Below are 19,189 nucleotides of genomic sequence, written 5' to 3'. Positions count from 1 at the left end.
TGCCACACCTTATGGAGGCAAATGCCACATCTTATGGGAGTAAATGGTGTATTTCATTGGAGCTAATCCTACATATATATACAAAAGCCTCGCATTAATTAATTTAATGCGAGGCTTTGATTATGTAGAGGGGCCGGCCTCTGTTTATCCGGCTTCCACTTATTTTATGACTTCCACTAATTTCTGTTGCAAACCGTCACCGTGCAAGCCGCGTGCAATGATTGTTCCGTCACCGTCAATCAATACGGTGTGGGGAATGCTGCTTACAGCATACAGTTTGGCACCTTCGCAATTCCAGTATTTCAAGTCAGACATTTGCGGCCATGTGATATTTAGCTTTTCGATAGCTTCTTTCCAAGAGTCGGCGCTTTGGTCTAAAGAAACACCTACAATCTCGAAATTCTTATTCTTGTATTGGGCGTATGCTTCTACCAGGTTAGGCATCTCGCGACGGCAAGGACCACACCAGCTCGCCCAGAAGTCAACGAGCACTACCTTACCTTTTCCAACGTAATCGGACAGTTTCACTGTCTTGCCTTCCGGTGTCTGCATTTCAAAATCTGTGAATTTCTGTCCTACAGCAGTAGCCTTCATCTTTTCAACGTTGTCTTTGATTTTGACGATGATTTCATCGTTTTCGTATGCGGCAGGAATTTGCGGCATCAACGGATCAAGATCGGCTACATCCATATAGTAGAAGTTCTGTTTCAGCAAATGTACACCTACCGGATTGGTGATGTTCTTCTGAATGCCTGCTTTGGTAACTTCCATCATCTTGTTTTCCAACGCCTCCATTTCTTTTCCTTTGGCTTCGCGTTGCTCGTCGGTCAAAGTTGTGTCGGACATCGAATTATAGATAGCCATCATCTGGCTGTTCAATCCATTGAGCTGGGTTCTGATTTCCTGATAGGCGTCATTGCTGGGAGTACCTGTTGCGGAATCTTCTTCTCCGGAAGTCAGTTTTACATTGATATTTCCGTTTTCGAGGAAGAAATCAATGGTCATCATACCGTCTTTGTCGGCAGCTTGGTAAGTGATGTAGCGGTTGACTGCGGTATCTTGAGCACCTTTGAAGGTAAAAGTTCCATTAGTGATGACGGCTGAATCCAATTTAACGGGTTGACGCCCTTGTATAGTTTGCAGATAAACAGTGTCGCCATCGGCAGCACCCTCTACAGTTCCGGTTACGGTGTAACCCTTGTTGCTGTTACAAGCTGCGAATACAGCGGCGACAGCGAGCAGATAAGTAATTTTTTTCATTGTTCATTCTTTTAATAAATAATTTTTGTAGGGGACAAAGATAATAATAAAAAATCCCCTCCGGCATAACCGGAGAGGATTTTATGTTTTGTTGTCCCATTTTTATAGGGATGCTGTGCTTTTTTATTCAGCGGGAGCTTCTTCAGCTGGAGCTTCAGTTGCTTCTTCAACCGGTGCTTCAGCAGCAGCCTTAGCAGCTTCTTCAGCAGCTTTCTTTTCGGCCAATGCTTTAGCTTTTACTTCATTTACTTTCTTTTCGGCTTCGAGACGTGCTTTTGCTTCAGCTTTTTTGGCTTCTTCTTCTTTAACCTTCAAAGCAGCCAAACCACTTTGTTTGTTGTTTTTCCAAGCTTCGAATTTAGCTTCTGCTTCTGCTTCGCCGAATGCACCTTTAGCTACACCACCAAGGAGGTGCTTCTTCATGTAAACACCTTCACGGGAAAGGATGTTGCGGACAGTATCGGTAGGTTGTGCACCTTTCAATACCCAGTCAAGTGCGCGGTCGAACTTCAAATCTACTGTGGCGGGATTGGTGTTGGGATTGTAAGTACCAATCTTCTCAATAAATTTACCATCACGTGGCGCTCTTACGTCTGCAATTACGATAGAGTAGAAAGCGTAGCTTTTACGTCCATGTCTTTGCAATCTGATTTTTGTTGCCATTTAATTAAAATGTTTTTAGTTAATGATTTGAATTATGCTACTATCTCGTAATAGCGGGTGCAAAGGTACGGAATATTTATGAATTATGAATTATAAACGATGAATTATTTTTCGGATAACCTATTATCACCCAACGTTTATTATCAATACTTCATTTTCAAGAGTATCTTTTCGGATACCTTATCAATATAGCCAATATGGCGAATGTACCCATACAGAAAGGATAGTACAGGTTGCCGATAATGCTCAGTGGCGATATGCTTGCTAGTCCTGCCGCTATCAGCATCTGTGCTCCGTATGGAATGATGCCCTGTATCAGGCAGGAAAATGTATCCAGTATGCTCGCTGTTTTTCTGCGGTCCAGATGAAAACGTAGGGCGATGTCCTTGGCAATAGGTCCTGTGGTGATGATGGCGATTGTATTGTTGGCGGTGCAGAGATTGGCTATGCTTACCAATACCGCAATACTGAATTCTGCTCCGCGTTTACCTTTGACGTGCCGTGTCAGACGTGATATAATGAAATCTATTCCTCCGTTATAACGGATTGTCTCGAGCATACCGCCCGCCAACAGGGTGATAATGATGAGCTCGCCCATTCCTGTGATGCCCGTTCCCATCGCTCCGAACCAGTTGAAGAGGTCCATCCCCGTACATAATCCGATAATTCCTGTGGAGATGATACCGAGCAGCAAAACCACCATCACATTGACTCCCGCTATCGCGGTACCCAGTACGATGAGGTAGGGAATTACTTTCATCCATTCTATTTCCTGTATTTGCGGTGAAGCCGATAAGGAAAATCCCCGGAAGATGTAGATGCCCAATACGATAAGTGCCGCCGGTACTACGATCATAAAGTTCACCTTGAATTTGTCTCTCATCACGCAATTCTGCGTCTTGGTGGATGCGATCGTCGTGTCTGAAATAAACGAAAGGTTATCTCCGAAAAATGATCCTCCTACGACGATTGCCACTATGTAAGGAAGGTCGATGCCGGTCTTTTCCGCCAGTCCCACGGCTACCGGCGTAAGAGCCACGATTGTTCCTACACTCGTCCCTATGGAAAGCGAGATAAAACAGGCGGCAATAAAAATGCCTGCCAACAACAGGTTGTCCGGCAGGATATGTAGCGTAAGGTTTACAGTGGCATCAATGGCTCCCATCTGTTTAGCACTTTGTGCAAAGGCGCCGGCAAGGACGAAAATCCAGATCATCAGCAATATATTCTTATTTCCGGCACCTACCGAAAACTGGTAAATACGTTGCTCCAGTTTCAATCCTCTGGTGATGGCGATAGCATAGCAGGAAGAAAGCAGGAACGCTACCGTAATAGGTACTTTATAGAAATCGTTGACAAGCAGTGATGTCACCAGGTAAAGACAAAGGAATACTACCAGTGGGCTCAATGACCACCAGCCTCCTTTGTGTCTTGAGGTGGTCTCTGTATTTATATTTGTAGACATATAAAAGATTATTTATAAGTTCGCTGCAAAGTTATAAAAAAACGAAGAGCGACACAAAATGGTTCTGCGTCGCTCTTATTATAATTAGCTATTTGCCTCTGTCTCTTTAACTTCTTTCTACAGCGTAACTCCTGTTTTGAAGATAGCGATTTCTTTATATCCCTTTTTCTCGTTATTCACAAACTCACCGCTTGCCACCCGGATCACATACTCAATGAACCGTTGGCATGTCTTCTCCATCGGTTCGTCCTCAAGGATGACTCCCGCATTGAAATCAATCCATCCCGGTTTATTCTTGGCGAGGGTAGAATTTGTAGAAATTTTCATAGTCGGCACGTACGTTCCAAAAGGCGTTCCGCGTCCGGTAGTAAACAATACCATATGGCATCCACATGAAGCAAGCGCCGTAGCAGCCACCAGGTCATTGCCCGGAGCGGAAAGCAGATTTAGACCTTTTACCTTCAGGCGTTCGCCATAAGGCAATACCCCTTCCACATAACTCTTGCCACATTTCTGCGTACATCCCAACGCTTTATCTTCCAGGGTCGAGATACCTCCTGCCTTGTTACCCGGAGAAGGATTTTCGCCTACCGGTTCACCGTGGGAGAGGAAATATTCCTTGAAGTCGTTAATCAGTTTCACCGTTTCGTTAAACAACTCTTTGTTGCGGCAACGGTTCATCAGGATAGTCTCTGCACCAAACATTTCCGGTACTTCTGTCAGCACGCTCGTTCCTCCCTGAGCAACCAGGAAGTCAGAAAACATCCCCAGCAGCGGATTGGCGGTAATACCCGAGAAACCGTCGGAGCCACCGCATTTCAATCCTACGCGCAACTCACTCAACGGCACCTCCACACGTTTGTCCTGGCTTGCCTTCTCATAAAGTTCACGCAGCAACTTCATTCCTTCTTCATATTCGTCCTCCACCTTTTGTGTTACCATAAATTTCACACGGTCAGAGTCATAATCACCCAGAAACTCGCGGAATACGTCAGGCTGATTGTTTTCACAACCCAAGCTTACCACAAGTACTCCACCGGCATTGGGATGCAATACCATGTCACGCAATATTTTCTTAGTATTTTCATGGTCGTCACCCAGTTGCGAGCAACCATAATTATGCGGATAAGCCATAATAGCATCCACCCCTTTGCCACCTGTCTCACGACGCAATCCTTCGGCAAGTTGGTTGATGATACCGTTTACGCAACCTACGGTAGGAATGATCCAGATTTCATTGCGCACTCCCACATCACCGTTCTTACGGCGATATCCTTTGAATGTCAAATCTTTCTTCGGTATATTCAGCGATACTTCCGTCGGGTTATACGAATATTCTAACAGTCCGGCAAGGTTTGTCTTGATGTTATTTTCATTTATCCAATCCCCCTGTTTCTTTGCCATACGTGCATGTCCGATCGGATATCCGTATTTTACTACATTTTCGCCTTCTGCAAAATCTTTCAGCGCGAATTTATGTCCGGCAGGCACATCCTCGTTCAAAACGATTTCCTTTCCGTCCACTGTGAGTTTTTCGCCTGCCGGCAGTGCCACGATAGCTACTGCAACATTATCCGCAGGATTGATTTTAAGGTATTTCGTCTTCATTATTATGTTATTAATTGATTATTTCTTTAAATTAAAAGCCTTGTTCCGGCGTTACGCTGGTTATAGTAAAATTCGATATTCTCCTTTGTCAACAAATCAATCGGCATGAAGTTTTCTCTGGCCACCTCTTTCTTTAAAATCAGATGGTCACATAGCGCCTTTATTCCATCAAATCCTTGTAACGTAGGTTGCTGGGCAATCAGGAAGAAGATACTTCCCTGTTGTAGGCAAGCCACATTCCGTTGTAACAAATCATACCCCATAAGGTTGAAATCCGTTTTTTGTTGTTTCAGCAAATATTCCCCTATGATATATGCTTTAGAATTGAATGTAATCCCGTTTTTTACGTTCGGATGAGCCTGAAAGAACTCATTCAGCATCTGCGAGTCCTCGCTATCGCGCTTTGCATGTAAATCCAATTCCCAGATATGGCAGTCGGGATGATGCCCTTGCATGTACTCCCTGAAACCGATCTCCCGGCGTTCCTGTTGGTTAGATCCCACGATACCTTCGTTTATCTTGCGGAAAATCACCACTTCCTGTGCATCTTCACCGGCAAGCAACATCAACATTCGTGCGGCGAAATAGCCGCTTTGGTGTGAGTTTTGGCCGAAGAAGGAGAGGGCGGGGGCTTCTTTGATATTCGAGTCTATATATATATAAGGTATGGAATGCGATTCCAGCTCGTTCGTAAAAGGAGTGGTATATTGCGGTGCGGTAGGGGCAAACAGCACTCCGTCGGGCTCTTGTGTCAGGATGGTACGTGCTGCTTCGGCAAACGAACGGTAATCGTACGGGTCGTAATAAGAGAGCTCCACCGTAATGTTGAAATCCGAATAAGTAGTCAGTGCATCCTGTATTCCATTCTCTACATCCGTCCAATATTCACCCTTCTCATGTTGCGGCAACAAGCATGCGAAAGCATATTTCTTGTTGGTAGCCAAAGCGCTGGCATACATGTTAGGCTGGTAATTCAATTGCTTCAGGATTTCCTCCACTCTTTTCTTGCTGGCTTCGGATACTCCGCTTCGTCCGTGGATGACGCGGTCTACAGTTCCTACCGACACATCCGCCATCTTGGCGATGTCTTTAATTCGAATCCTTTCCATCTTCTTATTTAGTATGTTGACGACTTGCGATTTACTATTTGAATGTTTTCGTATTTAGATTTACAGATTGGAGACGGATATGCCGCAGGGTCAATAGCAAATCATCAAATAGTAAATGTTTTTTGTGCTCGCACACAATAATAATCTTAATATTATCGATACAAATATATAACAATTTTTGTAATTACGAAAATTGTTGTATCTTTGTGCCCGCACACGAAAGCTATGAAGAACAAACCTGTTTCAAGTTTACTCTCCATAGTATCAGATGTTTAGCTCCGGTTTAGGGGCGGAAATGACAAATTGAAAGGAATAAATTAATCACATATTAAATAAAAATATAGAATTATGGGAAAGAAAGTCGTTACATTAGGTGAGATTATGTTGAGACTGTCCACTCCGGGAAACACTCGTTTCGTACAGTCCGATTCTTTTGATGTGGTATATGGCGGTGGTGAAGCCAATGTTGCTGTCAGCTGTGCCAACTACGGTCATGAAGCTTACTTTGTAACAAAGTTGCCGAAACATGAAATCGGTCAGTCTGCAGTCAACGCATTGCGTAAATATGGTGTAAAGACAGACTTTATCGCACGTGGTGGCGATCGTGTAGGTATCTATTATCTGGAAACCGGTGCATCTATGCGTCCCAGCAAGGTTATCTATGACCGTGCGCATTCTTCAATCGCTGAAGCTGATCCTTCTGATTTCGATTTCGATGCTATCATGGAAGGTGCCGACTGGTTCCACTGGTCAGGTATCACCCCGGCTATTTCCGACAAAGCGGCAGAATTGACCCGTCTGGCTTGTGAGGCTGCTAAGCGTCATGGTGTTACGGTATCTGTAGACCTTAATTTCCGTAAGAAACTCTGGACAAAAGAAAAAGCCCAGTCCATTATGAAACCGTTGATGCAATTCGTAGACGTTTGCATCGGCAACGAAGAAGACGCCGAACTCTGTCTCGGTTTTAAACCCGATGCTGATGTAGAAGGTGGTAAGACAGATGCTGAAGGCTACAAAGGTATTTTCAAAGCTATGGCTAAAGAATTTGGTTTCAAATATGTAATCTCTACTTTGCGTGAATCATTCTCCGCCACTCACAACGGTTGGAAAGCAATGATCTATAACGGTGAGGAATTCTACGAATCAAAGCGTTACGATATCAACCCGATTATCGACCGTGTAGGTGGCGGTGACTCCTTCTCTGGTGGTATTATCCACGGTCTGTTGACGAAACCTAACCAAGGTGCTGCTCTCGAATTTGCAGTTGCGGCTTCTGCACTGAAGCATACTATCAACGGTGACTTTAACCTTGTTTCCGTAGAAGAAGTGGAAGCTTTGGCAGGTGGTGATGCGAGTGGACGTGTACAACGCTAAGAAAAAATTATAAACTGTCAACCTACCTATGTGTTCAAAGATAAAAGATGTGTCATGGCCATAGGGAATAAATAGTAAAAAAGAAGATGGCAAAATTTGATAAAATCTCCGTTCTGAACAAAATTGGTTCAACCGGTATGGTTCCTGTATTCTACCATAAAGATGCAGAAATAGCAAAGAAAGTGGTAAAAGCTTGTTATGATGGTGGTGTTCGCGCATTCGAATTTACTAACCGTGGTGATTTTGCCCACGAAGTATTTGCAGAAGTTGTGAAGTTCGCCGCAAAAGAATGTCCGGAAATGGCAATGGGTGTAGGTTCTATTGTGGATCCTGCCACGGCAGCCCTGTACCTCCAGTTGGGCGCATGCTTCATCGTAGGTCCGTTGTTCAACCCCGAAATAGCTAAAATCTGCAACCGTCGTTTGGTTGCCTACACTCCGGGATGCGGAAGCGTTTCAGAAGTAGGTTTCGCTCAAGAAGTAGGTTGCGATCTTTGCAAGATCTTCCCGGGCGACGTACTCGGTGCTAAATTAGTGAAAGGACTGTTGGCTCCGATGCCTTGGTCTAAGCTGATGGTAACCGGTGGTGTAGAACCCACACAAGAAAACCTGACCTCTTGGGTCAAAGCCGGCGTATTCTGTGTAGGGATGGGATCAAAACTCTTCCCGAAAGATAAAGTTGCCGCTGAAGATTGGGCTTACGTTACCGAAAAATGTAAAGAAGCTTTGGGCTACATTGCCGAAGCAAGAAAGTAATCATACATAATTTCATTTTGTTTAAAGGTGTTTAAAGGGGACAGCCATCGAAGTGCTACGGTGCTTCGGTGGCTTGTTTTTTGTTTATAAGTGTAAAAGCACTCCTTGAAATCTAAAACAATGTTATAAAACATACGGTTTTATCCTATACCGTTTGCGCGCACGAAAAAAACACTTACCTTTGTAATGCAGTTGGGAAACTGCTTTGATTTAATAGTTTTCAATAAGAAATAGGTAGTTAGTTAAGAGGTAAAAAGATTGAATTTGATTTTCATAAGTTGAATTTTTTTAGATTGGAAATTAGGTATACAAGTAAAGGTAAAAAGTTGAACATTTATAGTTTTCGGATAGGTAATTGAAGTTTATTTTTTAGAGGTAAAAAGAAAGATTGATTTTTGGGTAACAATTTGATGACGATTTAAAAAGAAAAGCCTTTAAGGCTTTTCTTACAGGGGGCGAGGGACTCGAAAGAGTTTGCTCGTTTTTTTGTTTATTCCTTTCTCTTTTTTATATATTTTATTCAAACGTGTTTTCTTTTTCGTATCTTTGCCTGGTATAGCAGCAAGGATGGCTGTTTGTTTAACCTTGTATAAAACTACATCGAATTGGGATATATATTTCACATATTAGACTGGATACTATATGTACTGTTTGCGATAAACGTGTGTTACCTTCTGGTTTATAGTTTGGCTTCCCTTCGCCGAAAGCTTGACAAGCCGGTTCCGGCAAAAGCACATAAGCGTTTTGCCATACTCATTCCCGCCTATAAAGAAGATGCCGTGATACACGAATGCGTGCATTCCTGTATAGACCAGGATTATCCGTCAGACTGTTTCGATACGGTGGTCATATCCGACAGTATGAAACCCGAAACCAATGCATCTCTTTCCGTCCTTCCCATTCGCCTGATAGAGGTTCACTTTGAAAAAAGTACCAAGTCAAAAGCCTTGAATGCTGCGATGGCAGCTCTCGGTGATGATTATGACATAGCCCTGGTACTTGATGCCGACAACGTCATTCCCTACGATTATCTGAACGACGTCAACGACCTCTATGCTCGTCCCGGTGTAGAGATAGTGCAAACCCATCGCATGGCAAAGAACATCAACAGCGACATGGCTCTGCTCGATGCCATCAGCGAAGAAATCAATAACACAATTTTCCGTTTGGGACATGTCAAGCTGGGTATGTCCGCCGCCCTCATTGGTTCGGGCATGGCCTTCTGCTACGATTTGTTCCGTGAGACCATGGCGAACGTCAAAGCCGTAGGCGGTTTTGACCGCGAATTGGAACTGACCCTTCTCTATCAAGGTAAATATTTTCATTACCTGCCCGAGACATACGTATTTGATGAAAAGATACAGAACTCTGATGATTTTTCCCGCCAGCGGCGTCGTTGGTTGTCGGCACAGTGGCACTACTGTATGGCATTTGCCAAATATCTATGGAAAGCCATCTATAAGCGGAATTGGGATTTCTGTGACAAGATGTTCCAGCAATTTTGTATTCCCCGTCTGCTGTTATTAGGTTTCACCTCCATCTTTACCCTTTTCCTTACTTTCTATAACTGGGTTTGGAGCCTGAAGTGGTGGATGATGTTTATTCTACTTGTTACGGCATTGCTTGTAGCCGTTCCCCGCAGATATTGTACCAGCCGCCTGGCAATGGCCATCAGGTCGTTGCCCTATACATTCCTGCTGATGGTAACCAATGTGTTTAAGTTGAAAGGAGCGAATAAAAACTTCATTCATACGTCACACGGCATAGAAACCGGGAATTCGAAATAACAGATATAACAATGATCTACGTTTTATACTTGCTGAGGTTCGTCATTGGTGGGAGTAATTCAATAAGAGAAAAACGGAGACGTTGAATATTGAAAACTTGACCGTAAGTTGGAAATATCTTGGAAATAGTATATATTTACAGGAAAAATAGGGCGAAATGTCAAAAGCAGATACTATTCATATCGTTTTAGCTTCGGATGATGCATATGTTCAGCATTTGGGTGTATTGCTTGTCTCTATATTTGAGAATAATAGGGAAGAAACTATGCTTATCCATCTGATGACAGATAATATTTCGGATAAAAATAAACGGTTATTATCCCAAATTGTAGATCTGCAATATGGACAACGCCTGATTTTTTACGAGATGGATAAGATCCTCTTTAAAGAATTTCCGTTACGAACTAGAGACCATATATCTATTGCGGCATATTACCGTTTAATGTTAGTGGAGTTACTTCCGGAAGAGATATCTCGTATATTGTATTTAGATTGTGATATGATTGTAACCGGCTTGCTCCGTCCTTTATGGGATGTTGACATGAATGGAAAAGCTGTTGCAGCGGTGATGGATAATTTGTTTTTCACTCCTGAGACTTTTAGTCGTCTATCTTTGCCTGTCGGTGATGGATATTTTAATTCAGGAACATTACTTATCAATTTAGATTATTGGCGTAAAGTGGATGTTTTTGGGAAGGCCTTACGGATAACGGAAACAAAGTCGGATATTTTACTATGGCACGATCAAGATATACTAAACTTGCTGTTTCATAAATGTTGGTTACGTCTTCCTTATCGTTGGAATGTGATGAATACGTTGATGCGTCCTTTTCCTTATTATACTCCAGAATTATTAAAAGAGATAGACAAAGAAATAGAGGAACGGGTGATTATACACTATACATGTGCTTGGAAACCATGGATATACCCATGTGACAATCCATTGTGCTTTGAATACTATAAATATTTGCGACTCTCTCCATGGAGAAGTTTCAAACCAAAGGCTTCAATATGGAAACGTGCGAAATGGAGAATACATACTATAAGAATTTCTCTTGGCTTGTTGAAGAATGGTTATCGAAATTTAGAGTTATGAATACCATGCCTGAAATATCAGTTGTCTTTCCCATATATAATCAAGAGAAATACTTGTCTGGTTGCTTGTATTCGTTTCAGAGACAGACTTTTACAGATTTTGAACTTTTGTTGATAGATGACGGAAGTACCGATGGTACTCCGGAGTTATGTGATGTTTGGGGGATACGGGATAAGCGTATTCGCGTATTCCATAAGAAGAATGGAGGCGTCAGTTCTGCACGTAATGAAGGAATAGAGCAGGCACAGGGAAGGTATATCGTATTTTGTGACCCTGATGATTATGTAGAGCCCGATTATCTGTTACATTTATATCAATTATTACCAGATGGAAGGAATGAAGACGGTTTTGTTGTGCAAGGGTATGAAAAAAACGATGGGAACGGACTAAATATAGAAAATAAGCACTTCATGTTCCGGTGTTATTTTAATGAGGAAATAAAAATTCTTCTCAAAAGTAAAGAATTTGGTGGAATGTTTAGTCCATGGGCTAAATTATTTAGTCGTAGTTTTCTGAATGAACATCATTTACGGTTTGAACCTCAACTCAGTTATTTCGAAGATGTATTGTTCATATTGAACTCTATATTACATAGTAATTATATTGTTGTAGGTGATTGTGTAGATTACCATTATATTCTTCGGGCTGGAACGTTATCTCGAAAAGTAAGTTCTTTTTATTCAGAATACAATGCGTTTGTTCTGTGCGATAAAATGATAAACAGTTTGTCGAAGAAATATAGGTTGAATAGCCGTGAAATAGAAGCACCGTTTCAGGCATTATATTTACCTCTTTGTAGAGCGCTGAAAGCAGATTATCATGTATTAAGTAGTGTTTCTGGAACTGAGAGAAGAGAACATCTAAAACTATTGAGGGCAGTTTCTTTAGACTATATGACTTCCTACTATATACCGGCTTATTTGATAGATAAATTAGGACGTTTCTTATTAAAAAGTAATTATGTGTGGATATACGACAGATTATTTACTCTTTTGTTTCGGTTGAAAGTTAAGAAAATGTTTTGTCCTCCGTTTTAAAGAGATAATGTTATGAAGATTGTGATACCTGCGTGGGGATTAGGAAATGTGATGTTTCAATATGCATTTCTCTGCGAGTTGCGTTTCAGGAGCAAAGAAGGATGTTGTTTCTTTGTTCATAAGAGATCAAGGTTTGATCATCAAGGCTACGAATTGGAAAAACTGTTTAAGGTTAAACCTTATGAAGGGTTGAATTTTTTTCAGAAAATTTATGTACATTTCGTAGAATTTCTAGGGGCAGCTGGATTACCGCATTATAAGCTGATAACATATCCGTTTAGAGAAATCCGTCCTAAAGAAAATTTCATCTATTACGAGGATGTTTTTGAACATAAAGGTGAAAATTGTTTGTTTCGTGGTACTTGGCAAAGCCCAAAATACTTTGCTCACGTTGTACCGGAAATACTGAAAACTTTTACTTTCGACGAGAAGATGATGTCATCCTATTCGGTGGCCATGTTGAAGAGGATAAGTGAATATAAAAATAGTGTGAGTATACATGTACGTAGAGGAGACTATGCTTCGGGAAAATACGATGGTTTATTACTGTGTTGTCCAATGGATTATTATCAGCGTGCTGTCTCTTATATGGAGGAGCATATGGAGAAACCTGTATTTTTTGTATTTTCAGATGATATAGAATATGTCCGACAATATCTGAAAGCTGATAATATTGTTTTTGTAGACGGAAACCGAGACAGCAACTCCTGGCAAGACATGTTTCTGATGAGCAGATGCTCTCATAATATAATTGCCAATTCTACATTTAGTTGGTGGGGAGCATTTTTGAATGCCAATCCTGATAAGAAAGTGATAGCTCCTCGTAAATGGTGGTATTACTTTGAACACGATGATGTAGTTCCCGATGAATGGATAAGACTGTAGTAGTCTATTTCCTTTTAATGATCCTATGTGTAAAATCACGTATACCTTGTGTAAAAAGGTAGAGAAGGAGATAAGTCAGTAGAGCATATGTTATACAGATACATACGGCATACAAAATCCATTGTAAGAATGACGTTTCCGGACGGAAATATTTAGGTAGGATAATTATATGACAGGCGAAACCGGGCAATAAGATTAGGAATAAATGAGTAAGATATTTCCACCAATATATCCAGATAGAAGTTTTAAATCCCGCTTTGAATAAAAAATAAGGTTTCCAAAAAGTTATAATGATAATTAAGCTGGTTATACCTCCTAACAATACTCCGGGTAACCCCCATAAATAGCCACCTATAATGGCGACAGTAAGATTTATACAAATCTCTGTTATGGGTGCCCATGTGTCCGAGAATAATCCATATCCATAGAGAAATTGATCAGTTGCTCCCCGGGTGTATCCAATGAAAGTATTGAGGATTATTAAAAAGAGTATATGGGTAGATAATATGTATTCTTTGCCTATCCATAGGGATATAAAAGGTTCTGTGAGATGAAATAGTGCAAAAGAGATGATCCCTGCTATAAAAAAACGGATTCCTAATAATTCCCAAAAGACTTGCTTTATTTTTTGTGTATTACCCTCTGCAATGAGATTTCCTACTCCTGCGCTGGTACTTCCCAATAGATTATTGACAAATTGTGCTACTTTGTCCACAATAATGGTGTAGTTACCGTAAAAGGCGACAATTTTTAACGAAACGAATGCATAGATTAGAAAAGGTACGGTTTGAGATTGTACAAAGCTACCCATCTTGTGGATAAAAATTTGTTTTGTATAGGTTATTACTTCCGGATATTTTCGGAAGATTTTTCTTCCTAACCGTATTTCACTCTTTAGCCATGGATACACTTGTTTGATTTTCCAGTTCAAAATAAGAGAGTAGGTTATACCTAATAAAACTTCCATGGATATCCATAAGTAGAAATTTCTTGTATAGTAAGCGCATGCTATTTGAAGGATGGTTTTTATCAAAACAGCGCTTTGAAAATAAGCGGTTACTACATAATTTTTTTGATCGGCGCTAAGTAAGGTCTGTTTATAGTTGATGAAGTAACTGATGAGTGAAGTAAATAAATAAGAAGAGAATGCAAAGAAAGTAACTCCAAGTGGAAAGATTGAGTTTGGAAAAATGAAGGGTAGACATCCTCCCATAATAATACCGCCACCAAGGATGATAAATCCTATTTGGCGATAAATATATCCGAATACAGATATTATCTCATTGATTTTTTCATGGTTTTGGGTATATAGAGGTTTGTAAAGCACATATCCGATAGCACTTCCTATTCCTAACTCTGCCAGATTGAGGAAGCTTAATAAGTTTTGTAATGTTCCTGTAAGTCCCATGAAGTCATCTCCTAGCATGTCAAGATAGGTCTTTCTGGAGAAGAAAGCGAATACCAGGCTTAAGAAATAGAATATCAGGTTAATCCGGGCATTTAGAAGAGATTTTTTTACACGTGACTCTTGCGGCATAGTTTTTTATTTCTTAATGCTACAAAGGTATACAATTTATCGTATCTTTGTATGATTAAAAGACTTATGTATGGATGATTTTCCTTTAATATCAGTTATTATTCCGATATTTAATAAAGAAGATTTACTCTCAAGATGCGTTGAAAGTGTTTTGAAACAGTCTTTTATGGATTTTGAGCTTATATTGGTGAACGACGGAAGTATGGATGCTTCCGGAAAACTGTGCGATGAATGGTGTAAAAAAGATAAAAGAATAAAAGCCATTCATCAGTATAATTTGGGGGTTAGTGCGGCTCGTAATAAAGGAATAGCATGTTCCCAAGGAAAATACGTTGTATTTGTTGATGCGGATGATTGGGTAATGCCTGATTATTTGTTACATCTTTTAGAGCTTGTTCCCAAAGATGATAGGAGCGGATTGGTTGTACAAGGCTTTCAATCGTATAGTCCGGATGGGAAAAGATGGGGTGAAGATAAGTTTTTCCAATATACGTTTTCTACTGATAGAGCCGATATCGGAAAGATGATTGAGAAGTTTGATTTGGGAGAATGTGGTTTTTCTGTTTCAAAACTCTATAATAGGAGTTTATTGGAAACTTATGATATACATTTCGATGAACGTATATCCTTTTGTGAAGATCTTCTTTTTATGTATGATTATTTGTTGCATGCCGATTTTTTGGTTATAGGTAATGCGCAAGATTATGCATATGTAAAGTATCCATCTTCTCTTTCGGCTGTGCTTCATCCTTTTGAAATGGAATATCTTTGCTTTATGGAATACCAGAAGCGTGTACAAGCTTTAATGTCAGTTTTCAATTTGTCATCATCTGTAATTCCTCATATCATCAATGCTATGATGAAATGTTTTCAAAGAGCATTGAAGACTGATTATCAATTCTATCATAGAAAAAAAGTGTCTGGAAAAATGCGATTGGATAATCTCAAGAAACTGATAGTTACTAATTATGAAATAATGTGCCGGTGTTATTATCCGGTGTGTAAAAGTGACCGTTTGGGAAAGATTCTTCTTCGCTTTCGTTATTTTACTGTTTATGATATATATATGCGTTTCCTTTTTAAGTTAGGTTTTGTTCCTATTTTCAGAGGGCCGGTAAAAAATAAAAGTAGAGAGGTGTGGTTTCAATTATTACGATAAACTATAACGGCTGGCAGGATACCTGTGAATTGATAGATTCCCTAAAGCGATACGAGACTTATCCTTATGAAGTAATTGTGGTGGACAATGCGTCAAAAGGAGATGATGTACAGCGTTTGCGTAATGCATTTCCAGACATACAAGTTGTGGCGAGTGATAGGAATTTAGGGTTTGCCGGTGGAAATAATTTGGGCTATCGGTATGCTAGTGGAAATTATATTCTCTTTCTGAACAATGATATGCTGATAAAATCTTCTTTTTTGGCACCGTTGGTTCATAGCTTGCAAGAGGGAGATTATGCCGGGGTTTCTCCCTGCATCCATTTCTTGTATAAACCGGGGCAGATACAATATTATGGTTATCATGATATGACGCGCATTACACTACGCCACACTACCGAACTGTTTGATCCGGCACGTAGGGAAAATTTTCTCAGACCTGTGCCGACTGAAGTATTGCATGGAGGAGCCATGATGTTTCGCCGGGAAGCTATCGAAAAAGTGGGGTTGATGGCTGAAACATATTTCCTTTTCTATGAAGAATTCGATTGGAGTCGTCGTTTTCGTGAAGCGGGATATAAATTGTTTTATGAACCTTCGTCGAATGTTTACCACAAAGAGAGCATGACCATAAAGTCAAAGACTCCTCTTCGTAACTACTATCTGACACGGAGTCGTATCATATTCGCCAGAAGGAATAATAAAGGTGTTTCCTGTTTTTTGTCTTGCCTATACCTCGTTGTAATATCTGCTCCCTATAAAATGCTGAACTATGTGGGCAAGGGCAATTGGAATATGATTTCTTCCATATGGAAAGGTACGTTTGCTGGATTGTTCGCTAAAATTTATTGAGGGTTATGGGAAAAAAATTACCTCTTATTACTTTGGGAATTCCTATTTATAATGCTGCCGGACTGATAGAACGGACTTTGTTGTCTGTCTTAAATCAGACGTACCCTAATATCGAGTATGTATTTGTAGACGATAAAGGTAACAGTATGGACATTGTAAAACGAGTGGTAGCGGAACATCCGCGGAGGAGTGCCGTACGAATTATTGACCAAGGAAGGAATAGGGGAATTGGAGCGGCTCGTAATACTATTTTGGAATATGCTACAGGTGATTATCTCTTTACTATGGATTGTGACGATCTGATAACTCCGGATTGCATAGAAACTCTGTATGGTTACATGTTCCGGTATCCGGTGGATTTTGTGGCAGGTTCTTTTGTACGCATAGATATGGAGGGTAAACAATATCCAGGATGCCAGTATACCGATACGTTGATAGAAGGAGAACGCCACCCGGTAGCTCGTTATCGCTATGGGCAAGAAAAGGAGATTTTTGTAGCTACTTGGAACAAACTTTATTCATTGGAGTTCCTTAAACGTTATCACATCTGCTGCAAGGAGGGACACCTTAATGAGGACCCTTGGTTTACGTACCAAGTCATCATCAATGCCGCTTCTTGCAGATTGATACCGGAATGTACTTTGTTTTACACGTACAATCCTCAATCAGTATCTGGTATTTCGGCAGCTAAGGGTTATTCGGAAAAAATTGCCCGCCAGTATGTCGATGTACAGAAATTGAAGTCAGCATATATCAGTGGATTGGCTAATGAAAGTTTTTACCGTAACTTGTTGGTGGATATCATGCAGATGAGTGTTTATCATGCTTATAGGATTGGTTGTACACCTCTGTTGTCAAAAATATGCAAGAATGAGTTGTTGCGTGAATTGCTAACCTGTTCATGTCTTTCACCGCGAAAGAAAGCGGGAAAGCGGACTTTGAAATATCTTTTCTTTCGTGTTTTTTTTGCATTACCCATGTTTGGTAAGTTAGGAGTGATACGGGTAATGGTAGCCGTACAACTAAAGCAGATAATTCGTCGTTGGATACATTTCTGAGGGTTTTAACGATAAAAAAGAGAGAGTGTGTTTTTCATCATTAAGAGATACGGTTAAGAATATTCTACCTATAATCAGACTGTTATCGCTTTTATACTATACACTGAGTATGACGGTTGCAATGGTGATGACAAACTTCAAGATTGTACTCCAGACAGATTTTTTCATGCTCAATAAGTTTTAATGTTATAAAACTAAAGTATTTAGGCGATGTTTCTCTTCGTTTTCAATACAAAGAGTCTGAATACATTTTTTATCATATCATGTTTGTTGAAAAAATATTGCGAAAGTTGTACTTTTATGGATATTATGACTCATTCTGTCATTTTTTGTGATAAAGTCTGGGTGTGTTCGTATTCTTTGATCGTTTCGTATATTTTCTTGACGCTATTTTCCCAGCTGTGTGTCTGCGCAAAGGCGATGCGCTTTTCACGCAGGGGGGCATCGGTAGCTTCTGTCACGGCGGTATGTAGCGCGTCCACCCATGCCAGGGGCGTAGAACCGGCCAGGTACGTGTAGTCTGCGAAGACATCGCGCATGGTGTGGGTGGAGGTGGCTACCACAGGTTTGCCCATGGCGAGATACTCGTCTATTTTCAACGGATAGTTACCGTCTGTTATCGGGTTGAGAACTTGCGGATTGATGCAGACATCGAAATATCGTATGTATTGGGGTAACTGTTCCACTTCCTTACGGCCGGTGAAGTATACGTTCTTCAGCCGGTGTAGCGGGTGCTGTTCGAAGTGCCTGTCTTCGGGGCCCACAAAGACGAAGCTGTATTGGGGCAGTTGGCTGGCTGTTTCGTATAACAGGCTGCTGTCCAGACGGCTTTCGATAATGGCTCCGGTATATCCTATCACCGGTGAGGGGATGTTTTTCAGGTCTTCCGGCTGTTCCCAGGGGCGGCGGGGATTGTATAGATCAAGATTCACCCCCGTATTCAGTACGCAGGTACGGGAATTCCACGGGCGGAGTTGTCCGGCAAAGTAGCTGGAGTTGGCAAGCACTATATCCGACTGGCGTACCAGGGCTTCTTCACAGCGCGGGCCGTGTTTGCGCCAATAGGGGAAACCGATGATGTAGTCGCGGCGGTAGTAGATGCTGATGGCGGGGCGGATGTATTCCTTCAGGTAACGGCTGCGGTAGAGGTCGGTGTCTATCAGGTGTATGTACTCTTTAAATCCGAGTCCGGAGGCTTGCTCCACAATCCATTTTCCCAGTTTCCTGTTGTTCTTCCGGTTGAAAAAATCGAATAGCGCGGCGGGTAGTTTGTTGATAGACAATAGTGTGAAAGGGCAGTCCGATACCCACAGGTTTTCATTGATCCGCCTTATCGGGGAGACTTTTCCACGGATGACGTCTATGCGACGGCGATAGGCCGTACTTTCTTTACCTCTCCGTTTCAGGCGGGTTATCAGATTTAGGGGGGGGCTGATGTACAACACCCGGTGCTGTTTGGAGATTTCAAGGGCTGTATTCTTTATCGTACTGCCTATCTCGATGTCCCAGGGTTGCAGGCTGGTGATGATGAAGTCTCTCATGGCT

17 protein-coding genes are annotated in these 19,189 nt (G+C 41.2%); 9 read left to right on the top strand and 8 right to left on the bottom strand.

From position 1 onward, the window contains the following. Positions 1-159: 159 nt before the first annotated feature. The 5 genes from DXC10_RS13705 to DXC10_RS13685 form a co-directional block, all read right to left on the bottom strand. On the bottom strand, positions 160-1,260 hold the full coding sequence (locus tag DXC10_RS13705; protein WP_101545665.1) for a TlpA disulfide reductase family protein: 1,101 nt from the start codon (positions 1,258-1,260) through the stop codon (positions 160-162). Between the two features lie 123 nt (positions 1,261-1,383). Further along, positions 1,384-1,923 (bottom strand): 30S ribosomal protein S16, encoded by a 540-nt coding sequence (locus DXC10_RS13700; protein ID WP_117738090.1) that lies wholly within the window; start codon positions 1,921-1,923, stop codon positions 1,384-1,386. Between the two features lie 157 nt (positions 1,924-2,080). Further along, a complete protein-coding gene (locus DXC10_RS13695) occupies positions 2,081-3,388 on the bottom strand; it encodes a Na+/H+ antiporter NhaC family protein (RefSeq protein WP_117738089.1) in 1,308 nt (435 codons plus the stop codon). Positions 3,389-3,505: 117 nt separating this feature from the next. After that, positions 3,506-4,996, bottom strand: a complete 1,491-nt coding sequence (locus DXC10_RS13690) for a UxaA family hydrolase (protein ID WP_101545653.1) — start codon at positions 4,994-4,996, stop codon at positions 3,506-3,508. A gap of 26 nt (positions 4,997-5,022) precedes the next feature. Continuing rightward, a complete protein-coding gene (locus DXC10_RS13685; RefSeq protein WP_101545650.1) occupies positions 5,023-6,105 on the bottom strand; it encodes a LacI family DNA-binding transcriptional regulator in 1,083 nt (360 codons plus the stop codon). Positions 6,106-6,453: 348 nt separating this feature from the next. Here DXC10_RS13685 and DXC10_RS13680 point away from each other — a divergent pair, with 348 nt between their 5' ends. The 6 genes from DXC10_RS13680 (at position 6,454) to DXC10_RS13655 (ending at position 13,039) form a co-directional block, all read left to right on the top strand. Next, positions 6,454-7,479 (top strand): sugar kinase, encoded by a 1,026-nt coding sequence (locus tag DXC10_RS13680; protein WP_101545647.1) that lies wholly within the window; start codon positions 6,454-6,456, stop codon positions 7,477-7,479. Positions 7,480-7,565: 86 nt separating this feature from the next. Next, entirely contained in the window at positions 7,566-8,234 is a 669-nt protein-coding gene (locus tag DXC10_RS13675) for a bifunctional 4-hydroxy-2-oxoglutarate aldolase/2-dehydro-3-deoxy-phosphogluconate aldolase (RefSeq protein WP_101545643.1), read from the top strand. 605 nt (positions 8,235-8,839) lie between these two features. After that, the gene (locus DXC10_RS13670) at positions 8,840-10,021 is read left to right on the top strand and encodes a glycosyltransferase family 2 protein (protein WP_101545639.1); all 1,182 of its coding nucleotides are present in this window, start codon (positions 8,840-8,842) and stop codon (positions 10,019-10,021) included. Positions 10,022-10,178: 157 nt separating this feature from the next. Further along, positions 10,179-11,117, top strand: a complete 939-nt coding sequence (locus DXC10_RS13665) for a glycosyltransferase family 8 protein (RefSeq protein WP_101545636.1) — start codon at positions 10,179-10,181, stop codon at positions 11,115-11,117. Beyond that, on the top strand, positions 11,114-12,154 hold the full coding sequence (locus DXC10_RS13660) for a glycosyltransferase family 2 protein (RefSeq protein WP_158557866.1): 1,041 nt from the start codon (positions 11,114-11,116) through the stop codon (positions 12,152-12,154). Before DXC10_RS13665 ends, DXC10_RS13660 begins: the two co-directional genes overlap by 4 nt. A gap of 12 nt (positions 12,155-12,166) precedes the next feature. Next, positions 12,167-13,039 (top strand): alpha-1,2-fucosyltransferase, encoded by an 873-nt coding sequence (locus tag DXC10_RS13655; protein ID WP_101545630.1) that lies wholly within the window; start codon positions 12,167-12,169, stop codon positions 13,037-13,039. 4 nt (positions 13,040-13,043) lie between these two features. On the opposite strand, the gene DXC10_RS13650 is transcribed toward DXC10_RS13655, so the two are convergent. Continuing rightward, the gene (locus DXC10_RS13650; RefSeq protein WP_101545628.1) at positions 13,044-14,576 is read right to left on the bottom strand and encodes a lipopolysaccharide biosynthesis protein; all 1,533 of its coding nucleotides are present in this window, start codon (positions 14,574-14,576) and stop codon (positions 13,044-13,046) included. A 70-nt stretch (positions 14,577-14,646) separates the two neighbouring features. Between DXC10_RS13650 and DXC10_RS13645 the strand changes: the two genes are divergently transcribed. From DXC10_RS13645 to DXC10_RS13635, 3 genes are read left to right on the top strand one after another with little or no spacing between them, the layout of a single operon-like run. After that, entirely contained in the window at positions 14,647-15,735 is a 1,089-nt protein-coding gene (locus tag DXC10_RS13645; RefSeq protein ID WP_101545625.1) for a glycosyltransferase family 2 protein, read from the top strand. Then, a complete protein-coding gene (locus tag DXC10_RS13640) occupies positions 15,714-16,586 on the top strand; it encodes a glycosyltransferase family 2 protein (protein WP_101545622.1) in 873 nt (290 codons plus the stop codon). The genes DXC10_RS13645 and DXC10_RS13640 overlap by 22 nt, the downstream gene beginning before the upstream one ends. A 5-nt stretch (positions 16,587-16,591) precedes the next feature. Beyond that, positions 16,592-17,644, top strand: coding sequence for a glycosyltransferase family 2 protein (locus DXC10_RS13635; RefSeq protein ID WP_101545619.1), 1,053 nt, complete (start codon positions 16,592-16,594; stop codon positions 17,642-17,644). 96 nt (positions 17,645-17,740) lie between these two features. Here the strand turns inward: DXC10_RS13635 and DXC10_RS16375 are convergent, their stop codons facing one another. Both DXC10_RS16375 and DXC10_RS13630 read right to left on the bottom strand, forming a co-directional pair. Continuing rightward, positions 17,741-17,812 (bottom strand): smalltalk protein, encoded by a 72-nt coding sequence (locus tag DXC10_RS16375; RefSeq protein WP_158557872.1) that lies wholly within the window; start codon positions 17,810-17,812, stop codon positions 17,741-17,743. Between the two features lie 146 nt (positions 17,813-17,958). Beyond that, the gene (locus DXC10_RS13630) at positions 17,959-19,185 is read right to left on the bottom strand and encodes a glycosyltransferase (RefSeq protein ID WP_101545616.1); all 1,227 of its coding nucleotides are present in this window, start codon (positions 19,183-19,185) and stop codon (positions 17,959-17,961) included. Positions 19,186-19,189 lie beyond the last annotated feature (4 nt).

The organism is Bacteroides sp. OM08-11, from assembly GCF_003438665.1.
GTDB lineage: Bacteria > Bacteroidota > Bacteroidia > Bacteroidales > Bacteroidaceae > Bacteroides > Bacteroides cutis.
Note: the sequence above shows the minus strand (reverse complement) of the source record. Positions and strands in the feature narration are given on the sequence as shown.